This is a genomic window from Streptomyces sp. NPDC039465 (assembly GCF_055639315.1).
This window is the reverse complement of sequence record NZ_JBVKAP010000002.1, coordinates 233,936-248,518: the sequence shown is the minus strand read 5'-3', so window position 1 is coordinate 248,518 and position 14,583 is coordinate 233,936. Positions and strand designations below refer to the sequence as shown.

Below are 14,583 nucleotides of genomic sequence, written 5' to 3'. Positions count from 1 at the left end.
GCGGCGGACGGACGGTCACGGAACGCGAGTGGTGATCGTGAACATACCGCCGTCGGGATCGCGCAGCATGGCCCAGCTGTGGTCCTCCGTGGCCTCGACCGGCGCCACCAGCGTGCCGCCCAGCTCGGTGGCCGTCTCCAGCGCGAACTCGATGTCGGGAACGTAGAAGTGCACATGCCAGCGCGGCCTGACCTGCGGGTCGGGCGCGGACTCCAGGGCGCCGCCGGTGATCCGTGCGATGGCGATGTCGCCGTGGCGCAGCACCACATGCTCTTCCTCGTACGCCACCTCGCAGCTGCCGGGCCGGCCGCACGCCCAGTCGAGGACCTCGCCGTAGAAGATCGCCGCGTCGAAGGCGTTGCGCGTACGCAGCTCCAGCCACGCGGGGGCCTTGTCCCGGCCGTCACACCAGTCGGGGATGGCCTCGCCCTGCCAGATCCCGAAGATCGCCCCGTCCCGGTCGGCGGCGAGCGCGGCCCGGCCGGTACCGAAGGTGAGCGGTCCGACCGCGAGCGTCGCACTGCGCTCACGAATGCGGGCGGCGGTGGCGTCGGCGTCCTCGACGGCGAAGTACGGGGTCCAGGCGACGGCGATGTTCAGGCTGCCGGCGACCGCCCCGATACCGGCCACCGGGGCCCCGTCGTGGAAGGCGACGGAGAAGTCCTCGCCCAGGCGGGTGGGCCGGAAGTCCCACCCGAAGACGGCGCCGTAGAAGTCCTCCGCGGCGCGCAGATCACGGGCCATGAGACTGACCCAGCAGGGAGCTCCGAAGACCGCATGACTTGACGTCGACACCACTGCCACCCATTCGCGTCACACGCGTGACAAGACTCCTCCACCGTACCTCTCGCGCCCCCGGGAGACGCAGAGGCGCAGGCGGCGCGCGTGTGAGACCGTGCGAGAGGGAGGCAGGCCATGACCAGTGCCGGAACGAGCGCCGAGAAGGCAGCCCGGTTGCTGCGCGAGCACGGGCGCACGTACGCCGAGGAAGCGGGCATCACCCTGCGTGACGCCGCGGCGCCCCTGTACCAGCTGCTCGTACTGACCGTCCTCTGCTCGATCCGGATCCGCGCGAAGACGGCCACCGACGCCGCCCGCGAGCTGTTCACGGCAGGGCTCCGCACACCTGCGGCGATGGTCGAGTCCACCTGGCAGCAGCGCGTCGATCTGCTGGGCCGCGCGCATTACGTCCGCTACGACGAGTCCACCTCGACCGCTCTGGGGGAGGGCGCGCAGCTCGTCCTCGACCGGTTCGACGGCGATCTGCGCAACCTGCGCGAGGAAGCCGGAGGCGACCAGGGCCGACTGATCGAGCTCCTCCAGGAGGTGCCGAGAATCGGTCCGGTGGGCGCCGGAATCTTCTGCCGCGAGGCCCAGGCCGTCTGGCACGACCTCCGCCCCTTCTTCGACGAGCGCTCCCGCACCGCCGCCGCCGACCTCGGCCTCCCGCACACCCCCCGCGGCCTGTCCCACCTGGTCCCGCCCGAGGACCTGGCGCGCTTCGCCGCCGCGCTGGTACGGGCGAGCCTGTCCCACGGCAAGGACGGGGACTGACGCGTATCGCAGAAGGCGGTGGCGGCGAAACCACGCGATTGGCAGGTGAGGGACCGGGCGCGCCCCGGGAAGTCATGGACCCATGGCCATCACCGAACTGCGGATCCTTCCGCCGCTGGCCATCGGTCGCTTCGGGTCGTCCGACCAGCCGATGGACAATTACCACGCCGTGGTCGGCGAACCGACCGGGTATCGCGAGTTGCAGCCCGCGCCGACCTTGCGTGTCGACCCGGCCAGCGGAGCGATCTCGGAGGAGACACATCCGGCGGAGGTCCGGTTCCGGGACTCCGAGGGCCGGATCCGTCCGGTGGCGCCCTTCCTGGAGGTGTGGGCCCGCTTCGACACCGGCGACCTGGAACCCCTCACCACCGCACACCTCGAAGCCGTCGGCCTGACCCCCGCCGACCTGCGCTGGCGGGTCGTGGTGGCCAATCTCAAGGCGCAGCGGCGCACCGGGGACGTCGACGACGGGATCCACGCCGACACCGGGCCGTTCAGCGACCACGCCGAGCACCCGCTGACCGGTCGCGCCGCCAATTTCAAAGCGGGCAAGTCCGTTTCGCTCGGCATGGTCCGCTTCATCAGGCCGACGGCCGAGTTCCCCGAGATCCGGATGCGCTTCATGCCCGCCCGGGGCGCGGTGTTCGGGGTACGGGAGGGGGATCCGCAAGTCAGCGACGACGTGTACGACCCGGCGGCCGGGCGCTGGGACGACCACTTCGACGGCGACCCGGCCGCCCCACTGGTGACCTTCCCGGCCCAGACCTACGAGGGCGTGCTCGACCAACAGGGGCAGCGCTACATCTCCAAGGGCTACGTCGACGACGCCTGCGACGGAATCGTGAGCGTCGAGGCCACCGTCGGCGGCCAGGTGCTCGGCGCGTCGGCCCGGATCTGCTCCGGAGTGCCCGACTTCGCGCCGGACAGCTTCCATGTCCGCACGCTGCAGGACGACCTCGTCCAGGCGCTGCTCGGGCCCGGCGTCTCCGGTGAGCTGGACCGGGACGAGGTGGAGGACACCCTGCGCCGCGCCCTGGAGACGGTGCGCCTGATGAACACGATGGCCATGAACGCGGACCAGGGGATCGGCGGCGTGACGACGAACGCCACCAACCAGGCGCGGCATGAGACGGCCGAGTACGAGCGCGCCTTCGAACCCGTCTTCGGCCAGGGCGAGGCCCCCTACCACCAGGTCCTGGCCATTCACGAGCAGCTCATGACGAGCTGGCAGAAGGGCGTACTGCCCATCCCGCGTGATCTGATCCGTTCCTACGACGAAGCCGGTGATTTCTCGACCATGGCACGCCAGAAGATGCCGGCGCTCATGCGCGGCAGCGACACCCTGGAGCTGGCGCTCACCCGCCGTCAGATCGAGCTCCTGCGTCGTGCAGCCCTGGAGACGCAGGCCACGACCGAGCCCGAGCGCATGATGCTCCGCCTCGTGGAGTTCTTCCGCACGATGGCCCCTCTCCATGAGCACATTCCCACCGAGTCGGGTTCCCTGTCGGAGCTCTTCGTCCATCCCCTGGAGCTGCTGGATCACCTCCGTACGGCGAACGCCCAGGGACCGCTCGCGGAGGCGGAGGCCGGGCAGCGGCTGGTGACCCCGGGCGACCCGGAGGCCTCGGCGTTCGTGCGCCTGCTGCGCCGCGAGGACCACCCCATGCACGGACCGTTCAGCCGCACCGTGCCCGACACCGGCAAGACCGGCCTCGAGATCGTCGAGGCCTGGATCGCCGCGATGCCGCCGGACGGCGACGAGTGACGACCGCCACCAACGCCGCCACCGCAGAGCCAGAGCCAGAGCCCAGGAGTAGCCGTGGAACCGATTTCGCCCCGGAACCTGACCGCCCAACTCGCGTACCGGGCACGCGGCAACCCTCCCGCTACGACCCCGGCGTCCTCCGTCGGCAACTTCTACCCCGGCCTTGAACTGGACCTGCGCAATCTGTGGCGCCGCGTCTTCGCCGGAATCGAGCTGCACGAGGCGGTCGCCCTGGTCCTGGCCGCCGACGACGACGCGCCCGAGGAGGTGCGGGCGCTTGTCGGCGAGATCCTGCTCGCCGTCGACGGGCATCCGGTCTGGATCGAGGTCACCGGCCCGCGCTCGCCCGGAGGGGCCAGCGAGAGTCTGGGCAACTGGTCCTTGGAATGGTCCAACGCCCTTGCCGACGTCGCCCAGAAGGCAGGGCAGGAAGTCCGGTGCACCTTCACCAAGGGCGACGACGGCGAGCAGGACGTCTCGCTGAGGGTCCGGAAGATCTTCGAGGAGTCCGGCCCGGAGGGCGGGGAGGACGCCCGCACCGCGGTGCTCAGCCGCGAACTCGCCCAGCCCGGTGAGCTGACGCAGAGCCTCTGTTCCCCCTGGCAGAACGACTTCATCGGCTGTGGCTGCTACTACTGGGCCGCCAGCAGGCCCGACTACGTCAACGTCGAGGCCGACGAGGCCGACGGCAGCCGTGGTCACAACTGGCTCCAGCGTGATCGGACACCCACCACCCCCAAGGTCTACACGCTTCGTCAGGCGGACCTGCTCCAGCACGCGGACATCATCGCCGGCTGGGAGGACAAGCTGAGCTTCGTTCGTGAGGGAAAGGACCACGATGAACGCGACGGTGACTGAGCCTCGGGTCCGCGGCTATCACCTGTTCGACGGAGGGACCGGCCCGCACATCCTCGTCTCCGAGGGTTCGCTCGTCTACGCGATCCCGCCGGAGGTCCGGGGGCTCTTCGACGACGCGGCCGTGGCCCGGGACGAGGCCGCCGCGAGCGCCCTGCTCGCCCGGTTCGGCCTGGACGTCCCCGTGTCGCTCGACGAGACCCCCGCCGAGGTCCCGCTGCGCTCCATCTCCCTCGCCATCGCACAGACCTGTAACTTGGGTTGTACCTACTGCTACGCGGAACAGGGCGACTTCGGCGGTGCCGCCAAGCTCATGTCCGAGCAGGTCGCCCACGCGGCGGTCGACCGCCTGGTGGACGACGCGGCCCCCGGGGAGCAGGTCACGCTCGTGTTCCTCGGCGGCGAGCCGCTCGCCAATCGCCGCGTCCTGCGGTCCGCCACCGAGCACGCCGCCGCGCGCGCCGCCGAGCGCGGAGTCCGCGTCGGATACTCGGTCACGACGAACGGCACCCTGGTCACGCCCGACGACGCCGAGTTCTTCGCGCGGCACGGATTCGCCGTCACGGTCAGCCTCGACGGCGTGGGCGCCGTACACGACCGCCTGCGCCCCACGAGGAACGGACGTCCCACCTACGATCGGGTGCTCAGGCGTCTGGAGCCGCTGCTGAACGACCGACGGCGACCCATGAGCGTCTCCGCCCGCGTCACCGTGACACCGCGGAACCTGTCTCTTCCGGAGACGCTGGAGGAATTCATCTCCCTGGGGTTCGACAGTGTCGGGTTCTCGCCGATGCTCAGCTCGCCCACGGGCGCCGACGAGATGGCCGGGTCCGACCTGACCGCCATGCTCGAACAGATGACCGCTTGCGCCGAGCGTTTCGAGGAGCGGGTCGAGAACGGCAGGGACTATCCCTTCCTCAACGCCGTCAATGCGCTGCGGGAGATCCATCGGGGCACCCACCGCCCGTACCCGTGCGGTGCCGGGGCGGGATATCTGGGTGCGTCCGCCGACGGGGAACTGTTCGCCTGCCACCGCTTCGTCGGCGACGACGAGCGCAAGATGGGCGACGTCCTCACCGGCGTTGATCCAGCACGGCAGTTGAAGTGGCTGGACGACCGGCACGTGCATCGCCAGCGGCCGTGCTCCGACTGCTGGGCGCGGTACCTGTGCGGCGGAGGCTGCCACCACGAGGTGATCGGGCGTGGCCGCCCGGCCTGTGACTACATCCGGGGCTGGCTCCACCACTGCCTGTGCATGTACGCGCGGCTGAGGGAGAAGCGGCCCGAGTACCTCGACACGATCGCCCGCGGCCGGTGACGGCGACCGTCAGGGCGGACATCTGCGTGATCGGCGGCGGCCCCGCGGGCTCGACCGCCGCCCGCCGGCTCGCCCTGCTCGGGCACTCAGTCCACCTCGTGGAACGCGCGGCGTTCCCCCGCCGCCGGCTCGGCGAATGCCTGGCACCAGGAATCGCGCAGGTCTTGGACGCGCTGGGCCATCCCACCCCCGCCGGTCTGCGCCCCGCGGAGCTGCTCGCGCGGTGGGCGGGCGACGAGCACCGCTCACCGACGTTCGTCGCCGACCGCGCTGTGTTCGATGCCTTCCTCCTGGACGAGGCGCGAAGGGCCGGAGTGCGGGTGTCGCAACCCGCCCTCGCCCGCCACCCGCGCCGGCACGAGGGCGGCTGGCGCGTCGAAGTGCGGCAGTCCGGTCAACGGTTCGAGCTGGATTGCCGGTTCCTCGTCGACGCCGGCGGACGGACAGGTCTCCTGCGCCACAACCGCCACCGCGCGGGCGCGCGGACCACCGCCCTCTACGGATACTGGCGCCCCGGAGAGTGGGACGGACCGGACGTCCGGGTCGAGGCGGGGCACGACGAGTGGCTCTTCGCCGCGCTGCTTCCGGACACCACGGTCAACGCGATGGTCTTCATGGAACGCGACCGGTGCACCGCACTGGACAAACACGGACGGCATCGGCTCTACCGCTCGCTGCTGTCCGCCTGGGACCTGGCGGGCTCCGGCCTGGGTACACAGCTCACCGGAACGTACGCCTGCGATGCGACGGGCTCGATCGCCGAGCACACCGTGGGCCCCGACTGGATCAAGATCGGCGAGGCGGCGCTGACCCTCGACCCGCTGTCCGCCCAAGGCGTTCAGACCGCGATGACCACGGCCATGCAAGCCAGCGTGGCCGCCCACAGCATCCTCCGGCGGCCCGCCGCCGCCTCCACGGCCGCCGCCTTCTACCAGGAGCACGTGCGGCGCCTTGCCCGACATCATGACGGGCTGGGCGCGGAGCACTACCGGCGTCAGCACCGGGTGCGGGACGGGCGGTTCTGGACCCCGCGGGCCCTCGCGCCCTCCTCAGCCGGCCTGCTGCCGCCACCTTGACGGGGGGACTTCGCAGTCGGTGATGTGAGCCTCCCGCTGACCGCACCTCGTCAGCGGCAGAGCGCGTCTATGTCCTCGTCGAAGGTGGGGAATTCGGCCTGTGCCTCGGCGATGATGTCCCGGGCCGGTCGGCGCGGCGTCGTCGCGTGGCGGGCGGCGAGCTTTGCCAGGGTCGGGTTAGGGCGGACGGTCCGCTCCGGGTACAAGGCCGCCTCCATGGGTCCGAAGCCGTCGGCGAGCACCCACAGGAAGCCGGAAAGGTCGCCCGCCACCACGCCGCGTTCGCCCTCCGAGCCCATGAACACCACCGGTTGCTCGGCGAGGGGCCGCCCGGGCCTGACGCACCAGACGGCGGCGAGACCGCCGGTGCCGTCCTGACCGAAGACGCGGAAGGCGTCCCCGCTGAGCTCGTGGTTGCCGGTCCAGTGGCGCAGCCAGTCGGTCGTCTCCTCCGCGGAGTCGAAGGCGCCGTACGGCTCGAAGTCGACGCCCTCGCCCTCCTCGCCGTACTCGAACTCCACCCGGGCCACCTCGGCCAGGGCGGGCGGAAACACCCGGTCGTCGCTCATCGTTTCGATCATGCCCGCAGGCTAGCCGCCCCCACTGACATCGCCCCGACCGGCGCCGCCCCGACGAGCCGGAGCATGTGGCGGGAACCGGCCATGGCGGAAAATCGCTCTAGCTCGCTTCCGAGGCTGATGATCGAATCAACGCCGGAAAATATTTCTCACAACGGAAGTGGCCACGTGAATTCGATGTCGTACGTCGATCTCCACCGGAAAGTCTCCCAGGAGATCGACGCGGAATTGGAAGCAGCTCTCGAACTGCTCGGCTCGTCCCCGAACGTGAAGAACGCGGTCTCCGCCCTCATGCGACATCAGCAACTGCGGCATCCTTTGTCGGTCCTGCCTCTGCTGGTGCACGCCGTCGAGACGGGCGCATTCCGCCCCGCCCTTCCCCTTTCCGCCGTGCACGTCCTGTGGTGGACCTCGGCGTGCTATCTCGACGACCTCGCCGACGGGCAGGGCACCCTCCCCGCCGGTGACCTCGGTGTCGATGAATCGGTGCTCGCGGCCGTCATCACCGGAAACGCGCTGCCCATGCAGGTCATTCAGGCGCAGCCGCTGCCCCACGAGGTGCGCGGCGCGCTGACCGCCGAGCTCATGAACGGCTGGATCGCCGGCACCGAGGGCCAGCTGGTCGACATGCGCGGAGACATCCGAAGCGCCACACGGGAGTCGGTCACCGCCATATACCGAGGAAAATCCGGCGGCCCCTTCGGGATGATCACCGCAATGGCCGCGACATGGGCGAAGGCATCCGGCGAGCGAATAGAACTCTGGCGCGAGTTCGGCGATGTATTCGGCATTCTGTGGCAGCTGTTCAACGACCAGGAAGACATTCTCTCCGGCCGTAACGAGGACCTGCTGAACGGAACGGTCACCTATCTGCTCGCCTGCGCCCTCGAGGACGCTTCCCCCGACTCCCGGGAGCACATCCTGACCCTCCACGCCGCCTCGCGGGGCTCCGACCGGGCGCGGTCCGAGCTCGCACACCTGCTGCTGGCACCGGAGGTCCTGGGTGCCTACGCCGACGACCTCGACGCCTTCCGGCGCGAGGCCCACCGTCTCCTGGACGAGCTGAACGGCGACGTAGCCCACACGCCCATCCTGCGAGGACTCGTGGACCACTCGGCCCAGATGCTGCTCCAGGCTGATCTCGCCCCCGTAGGGGCGGCCTCCTAGCCCGCTCCCGGCGCGCCTACAGTCCCGCTCCCGGACCCAGCTCCCCGCTGCGGACGAGCAGGTGTCCGACGTCAATGCCGGCGATCAGCAGGACGGCCCGGAACGGCACCTGAGGAGGGATCAGGGTGGCCGGGGCGCACGCCGCCAGCGCCAGGGTGCCCGTGGCCGCCGTCACCAGCCATCCGTACGGCGCCGTGGGCCCCGGCGGTCCCACGGCCAGGACGACGGACGAGGCGAGGACCAGCAGGGCTGCCAGCCGCCCCGAGCGCCGTGCGCCCAGCCGCTGCGGCAGGCCCAGCACACCCGTCGCCACATCACCGTCGATGTCCGGCAGCACATTGGCGACATGGGCGCCCGCGCCGAGGAGCGCGGCCGCCGCCGTCAGCCACAGCGGCGGCCACGGCGACCCGGGCAGGCTCAGGGAGACGAACGAGGGCAGCAGGCCGAAGGCGACGGCATACGGCAGCCAGGAGGCGCGCGTGCGCTTCACCCAGAGGTTGTACGACCACGCGGCCGCCACACAGCCCAGGTGGACGCAGCCCGCGAGCCACCCGCACGCCCACGACAGTGGAAGGCACAGGGCGAGCGCGGTGGCCGCGGCGGCGGCCACCGCGCCGGGCGAGACCTCACCCGTCACCAGCGGTTTGTCACGGCGGCCGGTGGCCAGGTCCCGCCCCAGGTCGACGCGGTCGTTGCACCAGCCGACCGACAACTGCCCGGCGGCGACGGCCAGTACCACGAGCGTTCCGTCGGCGGCGCCGTGTCCCATGGCCACGACGAGTGCGGCGGTGACCGCGGTGACCGCCGCGGCCGGCAGCGGATGGCAGGCCTTCAGCAGGCCGACGACCGGCCTCGGCGTACGGGACGGGGTGACCGCGGGCGCCCGCCGTCGCCCCCCTCCGGGGGGCCCGGGCGGCCGCCGTCTTCTCTCGGTGGTTCTGCTCGGCACCCCGCCACGCTAGGCCACGGCGCGCCGGTTATGTCCGATTTCATGAGCTTGTGTCAAAACCTTTCTATGTTGGGGCAATGACACGTGTGCTGGCAGTGAGCGCGGTGTTCCCACCCCACCGCCACCCGCAGCGGGAGATCACGGAGGCCATCGCCCGCTGCCTGCCGCCCGGATCCGACCGCGCCCTGCTGCGCCGTGTCCACGCGTCCGTGCAGGTCGACACACGCCATCTGGCCATGCCGCTGGACCACTACGCCGCGGCCCGCGGGTTCACCCACGCCAACGACATCTTCATCGAGACGGCCCTCACCCTCGGCGTCCGGGCGGTCGGCCTCGCCGTCGCCGAATCGGGGCTCCGCGCCGAGGACGTCGACCTCGTCATGTCGACGACCGTGACCGGCATCGCCACCCCCTCCCTCGAAGCCCGCCTCGCCGCCACGGCCGGACTGCGCCCGGACGTACGGCGCGTCCCGCTCTTCGGCCTCGGCTGCGCCGCAGGAGCCGCCGGGGTGGCGCGCCTCCACGACTACCTGGCGGGCCGCCCCGGCCACGCAGCGCTGCTGCTCTCCACCGAACTCTGCTCCCTCACCCTGCAGCGCACGGACACCTCGATGGCGAACCTCGTCGCCGGGGCCCTGTTCGGGGACGGCGCCGCCGCGTTGCTTGCGGTGGGCCGCGACCATCCCCTGGACGGCGCCCCAGGACCCACCGTGGTGGCCACGCGCAGCAGGCTCTACCCCGGCACGGAACAGCTGCTCGGATGGGACATCGGCGAGTGGGGTTTCCGCATGGTGATGAGCCGCGAGGTGCCCGACCTGATCCGTCTGCACGTCGCCGAGGAAATCGAGTCGTTCCTCGCCGCCCACGACCTCAAACCGTCCGACGTGGCCACCTGGATCTGCCACCCCGGCGGGCCGAAGATCCTCGACGTCCTCTCCGGCGCGCTGGGCCTGCCCGACACGGCGTTCGCGGCAAGCCGCCGGTCGCTGGCCACCGCGGGCAACCTCTCCTCCGCCTCCGTCCTGCACATCCTGCGGGACGTGCGGGACGCCGAACCCCAACAGCCCGGAACGGCGGGTCTGATGATCGCCTTCGGGCCCGGCTTCTCCTCCGAACTCGTCCTACTGCGCTGGTGACAGCAGGTGACCCACGCCATGACGCCCACCCTCACCCACGCCCTTCCCCTGACGACGGCCCTGTACTCGGCGCTCGTCCTCCTCGTCGCGTGCGAGCGGCTCGCCGAACTGAGCACCGCCCGTACCAACACCGCCTGGAGCCTTGCCCGCGGCGGACGGGAACACGGCCGCGGCCACTACCCCGCCATGGTCGTCCTGCACACCGCGCTGCTCATCGGCTGCCTCGCCGAACCCTGGCTCGCGGACCGCCCGTTCCTGCCCCTGATCGGCTGGCCCGCGCTCGTGCTGGCCCTCGGCGCGCAGGGCCTGCGCTGGTGGTGCGTGGTCAGCCTCGGACCCCGCTGGAACACCCGCGTGATCGTGGTGCCCGGCCTCGCGCTGTCGACCGCCGGCCCCTACCGCCTGCTGCGGCACCCCAACTACCTCGCGGTCGTGGTCGAAGGCATCGCCCTGCCCCTCGTCCACACCGCCTGGCTCACCGCCCTCTGCTTCACCGCGCTCAACGCCCTGCTGCTGGTCGTACGCATCCGGTGCGAGGAAACCGCCCTGGGCACAGCCCTGGGAGCCGCCACGGATGACACCAGGGGCGGCCACGGTGCGCCCGCCGCCATGGCGACGGGCCCGGCGCGATGATCGACCTGCTGATCGCGGGCGGCGGACCCGCCGGACTCGCCACCGCCATCCACGGCGCCCTCGCCGGACTGGAGGTGGTGGTCGCCGAGCCCCGCCCCACCCCCGTCGACAAGGCCTGCGGAGAAGGGCTGATGCCTGCGGCCGTACGCCGGCTGCGTGAACTGGGCGTCTCCGTGGGCGGCCAGCCGTTCCACGGCATCCGCTACCTGGACGCCGTCACCGGGGCGGGCGCCGACGCCTACTTCCACACGGGCCACGGCCTTGGCACACGCCGTACGACCCTGCACGCGGCCCTCGCCGCACGCGCCGCCGAACTGGGCGTACGGTTCCTGCCCCGCCGGATCGAGGAGCTGCGCCAGACCACCACGCGCGTGGTGGCCGGCGGGATGACCGCCCGCTATCTGGTGGCGGCCGACGGACTCCACTCGCCGCTGCGGCGCTTCCTCGGCCTGCACGGGACGCCCATGAAGGGCCGGCCGGCCCGCTACGGACTGCGCCGCCACTACGCCGTCGCCCCGGCCGACGAGCTGGTGGAGGTCCACTGGTCGGCCGGCTCGGAGGCCTACGTCACCCCGATCGCCCCCGACAGGGTGGGCGTCGCCGTGCTCACCGCCCAGCAGGTCCCCTTCGACGCCCAGCTCGCCCGTTTCCCGCTGCTGAGGGAGCGGCTGTCCGGGGCGGCCTGTACGCCCGTGCGCGGGGCGGGGCCGCTGCGCCAGCACGCGCGCGTGCGGGTCGCCGGGCGTGTGCTGTTCGTCGGGGACGCGGCGGGGTACGTGGACGCGCTGACCGGTGAGGGCCTCACCGTCGCCCTGTCGGGGGCCGGTGAGCTCGTACGCTGCGTACGGGCCGGCCGTCCCGACGAGTACGAGCGCGCGTGGCGGCGGATCTCGCGCAGCTACCGGCTGCTGACCGGCTCCCTGCTCTGGGCCCGCCACCAACCCGCTCTCGCCCCGCGGATCGTCCCGCTCGCGGCGCGGCTGCCCCGGGTGTTCACACGCGGCGTGAACCTGCTCGCCTGAACACCGACCCGGCGAGGCCTGGCGTACGTGACCTGTCGCCCGCCGGCCGGGGAACGACGGATCTCGGGCGCAGGCGAACAGCATCGAGCGGGAATCGGTCACATCACGTAAAGAACGGTCCGCCCCGCCGGTTGGGGGCCGCGATTGCCATACTGCTGCCCCGGCTTGAGAACACATGTGCAGCCGACGGCCGACCGCTGACCGAACCATCCCCCCGCACCACCTCTGAACTGGGGTTCCTCTTCCCGCTGGCCCTGACGAGAGAAGTGAACGATGGCCCCCGAGCGCTCCGACACCGTCGACGCGGACCCCCTCGGCGACGACGACACCGCCGCCCTCGCGCTGAAGATCCTCGTAGCCGGCGGTTTCGGCGTCGGCAAGACCACCCTGGTGGGAGCGGTCAGCGAAATCCGGCCCCTGCGTACCGAGGAACTGCTCAGCGAGGCCGGGCAGAGCGTCGACGACACCGGGGGAGTCGGCCAGAAGACCACCACGACCGTGGCCATGGACTTCGGCCGCATCACCATCCGCTCCGGGCTCTCCCTCTACCTCTTCGGCACCCCGGGGCAGGACCGCTTCTGGTTCCTGTGGGACGAACTGTCCCAGGGGTCACTGGGAGCCGTCGTCCTCGCCGACACCCGACGCCTGGAGGACTGCTTCCCCGCGGTCGACTACTTCGAGCACCGCGGCATCCCGTTCGTCGTCGCCGTCAACTGCTTCGCGGGCGCTCGCGCGTACGGCGCGCACGACGTGTCGCGAGCCCTCGATCTCGACCGCGGAACGCCTGTCGTGCTGTGCGACGCCCGCGACCGGGACTCGGGCAAGGAAGTCCTGATCCGGCTCGTCGAATACGCGGGCCGGATGCACACCGCCCGCCTCCTCGACTCCGTCGGCTGACGCGGCCGCTGACCACGGTCGGTCGGAGACACCGGCCTCGGTGGGGTGCTTGCTCTGCTCACGTCAGTACGCAAGGCTTACGGACGCAAGGCGGCACAACGGGACGACCACGGGGACCACGGGGAACGTAACGGGGAGGACCGAACATGGCGCTGGACAAGGGACTCGACTGGCTTCTGGACGACCTGACAGAGCGGGTCGCGTCGATCCGGCACGCGCTCGTACTGTCCAACGACGGGCTGGTGACCGGGGCGAGCACAGGACTGGCCCGTGAGGACGCGGAGCATCTGGCCGCCGTCTCCGCCGGACTGCAGAGCCTCGCACGGGGATCGGGACGCCACTTCCGGGCGGGCAAGGCACGGCAGACGATGGTGGAGTTCGACGAAGCACTCCTGTTCGTCACCGCGGCGGGCGAGGGCAGCTGCCTGTGCGTCCTGAGCGCGGCCGAGGCGGACGTCGGTCAAGTCGCCTACGAGATGACGCTACTGGTCAACCGCGTCGGCGAACACCTGGGCGTGGCGGCTCGCCAGCCCGACGGAAGCGGCGCCGCCAGGCGCGGCTGACCGGCCACCCGGGAGGGTTATCCACAGGCCGAGCGGGCCGGGCCGCGTCGGCGCTACGGTCGTCACCGAGAGTATTCGCACTCACGGGGGAGGACCGTCATGACCGTGACGGAAGTCGTACGTACGCTCGCCTTCGGGCGCGCCGCACAGCAACTGGAGCTCAGGCGAGGCGAGCTGGAGCTCGCCGTGCAGCTGGGGCACGTCCGCTCCGTCCCGGGCGCGCCGGGGACGCGACCGAGAGTCACCGAGGAGGAGGTCGGCAGGCTCCGCCGGTCGCCGGACTTCCCGGACGGCCTGCGTGAAAGGGTCCGTGCGGTGGGCACGACCGAGGCCGCCGCACTGCTCGGCGTTCCACCGGACCGCTTCACCAGGCTGGCCCGCACCGGCCACATCAGCCCCGTCCGCTTCTATCTCAACCGCTACCGCGCGGTCGTCTGGCTCTATCTGGCCGGCGGAGTTCGCGAATTCGGCGCCGGGCATCCTGACCTGCTGAGCGGAAGGCTGCCGCAGGAGCTACGGGCCAAACTCGACGACGGGGTGGACCACCGGCCCCGCAACTGGCGGACCCACCGCCTCGGGCTGCTGCTCCGTGGCACCGACGATCCCTGGGAGCAGGCAGCGGCCATCGCCTCCCTGCTCGACCCGGTCCAGCTGGCCGAAGTCGTGGCCGACCCGTACGAGCGCGCCTATCTCGACCGGCTGCGCCCCGATCCGCCGTACCGTCCGGAGTCGGCCTCCGCGCGGGAGCTCGCCGACCGGCTGATGCTGGCGGACGATCCGGACGAGATCCTGTGGCACCGGACGCAGCTGGGCGAGACCCTGGGCCGCGCCCGGGTGGTACGGGCCGCGCCCCGCCCGGAGCCCGATCGCACGGCCGCGGTCGCGGGCACGGCTCCGGGCGCCCGGACGCGCCCCTTGCCGCTGCCGCCGATGACCGCGCTGCCCGCGCACGTGCCGCTGCATCTGGCGCTGCCGCGGCCGGCCGTGCAGCGCCCGCCGGTGCGGCGGGTGCGGCGGGTGCTGCTGGACCGACTGCTGCGGGGGAGGGAGGCGCGGGCCAAGCGCTGACC

General features: G+C 71.6%; 15 protein-coding genes. 12 read left to right on the top strand and 3 right to left on the bottom strand.

Annotated elements, in window-relative coordinates:
• Window positions 1-15: 15 nt before the first annotated feature.
• Window positions 16-744: a VOC family protein gene (locus ACZ7LT_RS07340; RefSeq protein WP_471235014.1), complete on the bottom strand. Its 729-nt coding sequence runs from the start codon at window positions 742-744 to the stop codon at window positions 16-18.
• Window positions 745-915: 171 nt separating this feature from the next.
• Here ACZ7LT_RS07340 and ACZ7LT_RS07335 point away from each other — a divergent pair, with 171 nt between their 5' ends.
• The 5 genes from ACZ7LT_RS07335 to qhpG all read left to right on the top strand — a co-directional run bounded on the left by ACZ7LT_RS07335 (window position 916) and on the right by qhpG (window position 6,568).
• Window positions 916-1,554, top strand: a complete 639-nt coding sequence (locus tag ACZ7LT_RS07335) for an endonuclease (RefSeq protein ID WP_471235013.1) — start codon at window positions 916-918, stop codon at window positions 1,552-1,554.
• 82 nt (window positions 1,555-1,636) lie between these two features.
• Complete coding sequence (locus ACZ7LT_RS07330) at window positions 1,637-3,319, top strand: hypothetical protein (RefSeq protein ID WP_471235012.1); 1,683 nt, start codon at window positions 1,637-1,639, stop codon at window positions 3,317-3,319.
• Window positions 3,320-3,373: 54 nt separating this feature from the next.
• Window positions 3,374-4,177 carry a hypothetical protein gene (locus ACZ7LT_RS07325; protein ID WP_471235011.1) on the top strand — a complete coding sequence of 268 codons (804 nt, stop codon included), beginning with the start codon at window positions 3,374-3,376 and terminating at the stop codon, window positions 4,175-4,177.
• Window positions 4,170-5,492, top strand: coding sequence for a radical SAM protein (locus ACZ7LT_RS07320; RefSeq protein WP_471235010.1), 1,323 nt, complete (start codon window positions 4,170-4,172; stop codon window positions 5,490-5,492). The genes ACZ7LT_RS07325 and ACZ7LT_RS07320 overlap by 8 nt, the downstream gene beginning before the upstream one ends.
• A complete protein-coding gene (gene qhpG / locus ACZ7LT_RS07315; protein ID WP_471235009.1) occupies window positions 5,489-6,568 on the top strand; it encodes a flavin-dependent monooxygenase QhpG in 1,080 nt (359 codons plus the stop codon). Before ACZ7LT_RS07320 ends, qhpG begins: the two co-directional genes overlap by 4 nt.
• A gap of 50 nt (window positions 6,569-6,618) precedes the next feature.
• Here the strand turns inward: qhpG and ACZ7LT_RS07310 are convergent, their stop codons facing one another.
• Window positions 6,619-7,149, bottom strand: coding sequence for an SMI1/KNR4 family protein (locus ACZ7LT_RS07310; protein ID WP_471235008.1), 531 nt, complete (start codon window positions 7,147-7,149; stop codon window positions 6,619-6,621).
• 174 nt (window positions 7,150-7,323) lie between these two features.
• Between ACZ7LT_RS07310 and ACZ7LT_RS07305 the strand changes: the two genes are divergently transcribed.
• Window positions 7,324-8,313 carry a polyprenyl synthetase family protein gene (locus ACZ7LT_RS07305; RefSeq protein ID WP_471235602.1) on the top strand — a complete coding sequence of 330 codons (990 nt, stop codon included), beginning with the start codon at window positions 7,324-7,326 and terminating at the stop codon, window positions 8,311-8,313.
• A gap of 16 nt (window positions 8,314-8,329) precedes the next feature.
• On the opposite strand, the gene ACZ7LT_RS07300 is transcribed toward ACZ7LT_RS07305, so the two are convergent.
• Window positions 8,330-9,262 (bottom strand): UbiA family prenyltransferase, encoded by a 933-nt coding sequence (locus ACZ7LT_RS07300; RefSeq protein WP_471235007.1) that lies wholly within the window; start codon window positions 9,260-9,262, stop codon window positions 8,330-8,332.
• 77 nt (window positions 9,263-9,339) lie between these two features.
• On the opposite strand from ACZ7LT_RS07300, the gene ACZ7LT_RS07295 reads away from it, so the two are divergent.
• The 6 genes from ACZ7LT_RS07295 (at window position 9,340) to ACZ7LT_RS07270 (ending at window position 14,581) form a co-directional block, all read left to right on the top strand.
• Window positions 9,340-10,398, top strand: a complete 1,059-nt coding sequence (locus ACZ7LT_RS07295; RefSeq protein WP_471235006.1) for a type III polyketide synthase — start codon at window positions 9,340-9,342, stop codon at window positions 10,396-10,398.
• Window positions 10,399-10,416: 18 nt separating this feature from the next.
• Window positions 10,417-11,031: an isoprenylcysteine carboxyl methyltransferase family protein gene (locus ACZ7LT_RS07290; RefSeq protein ID WP_471235005.1), complete on the top strand. Its 615-nt coding sequence runs from the start codon at window positions 10,417-10,419 to the stop codon at window positions 11,029-11,031.
• The gene (locus ACZ7LT_RS07285) at window positions 11,028-12,053 is read left to right on the top strand and encodes an NAD(P)/FAD-dependent oxidoreductase (RefSeq protein WP_471235004.1); all 1,026 of its coding nucleotides are present in this window, start codon (window positions 11,028-11,030) and stop codon (window positions 12,051-12,053) included. The genes ACZ7LT_RS07290 and ACZ7LT_RS07285 overlap by 4 nt, the downstream gene beginning before the upstream one ends.
• A gap of 273 nt (window positions 12,054-12,326) precedes the next feature.
• The gene (locus ACZ7LT_RS07280; RefSeq protein ID WP_471235003.1) at window positions 12,327-12,950 is read left to right on the top strand and encodes a GTP-binding protein; all 624 of its coding nucleotides are present in this window, start codon (window positions 12,327-12,329) and stop codon (window positions 12,948-12,950) included.
• A gap of 146 nt (window positions 12,951-13,096) precedes the next feature.
• A complete protein-coding gene (locus ACZ7LT_RS07275) occupies window positions 13,097-13,513 on the top strand; it encodes a roadblock/LC7 domain-containing protein (RefSeq protein WP_471235002.1) in 417 nt (138 codons plus the stop codon).
• 99 nt (window positions 13,514-13,612) lie between these two features.
• The gene (locus ACZ7LT_RS07270) at window positions 13,613-14,581 is read left to right on the top strand and encodes a DUF6397 family protein (protein WP_471235001.1); all 969 of its coding nucleotides are present in this window, start codon (window positions 13,613-13,615) and stop codon (window positions 14,579-14,581) included.
• Window positions 14,582-14,583 lie beyond the last annotated feature (2 nt).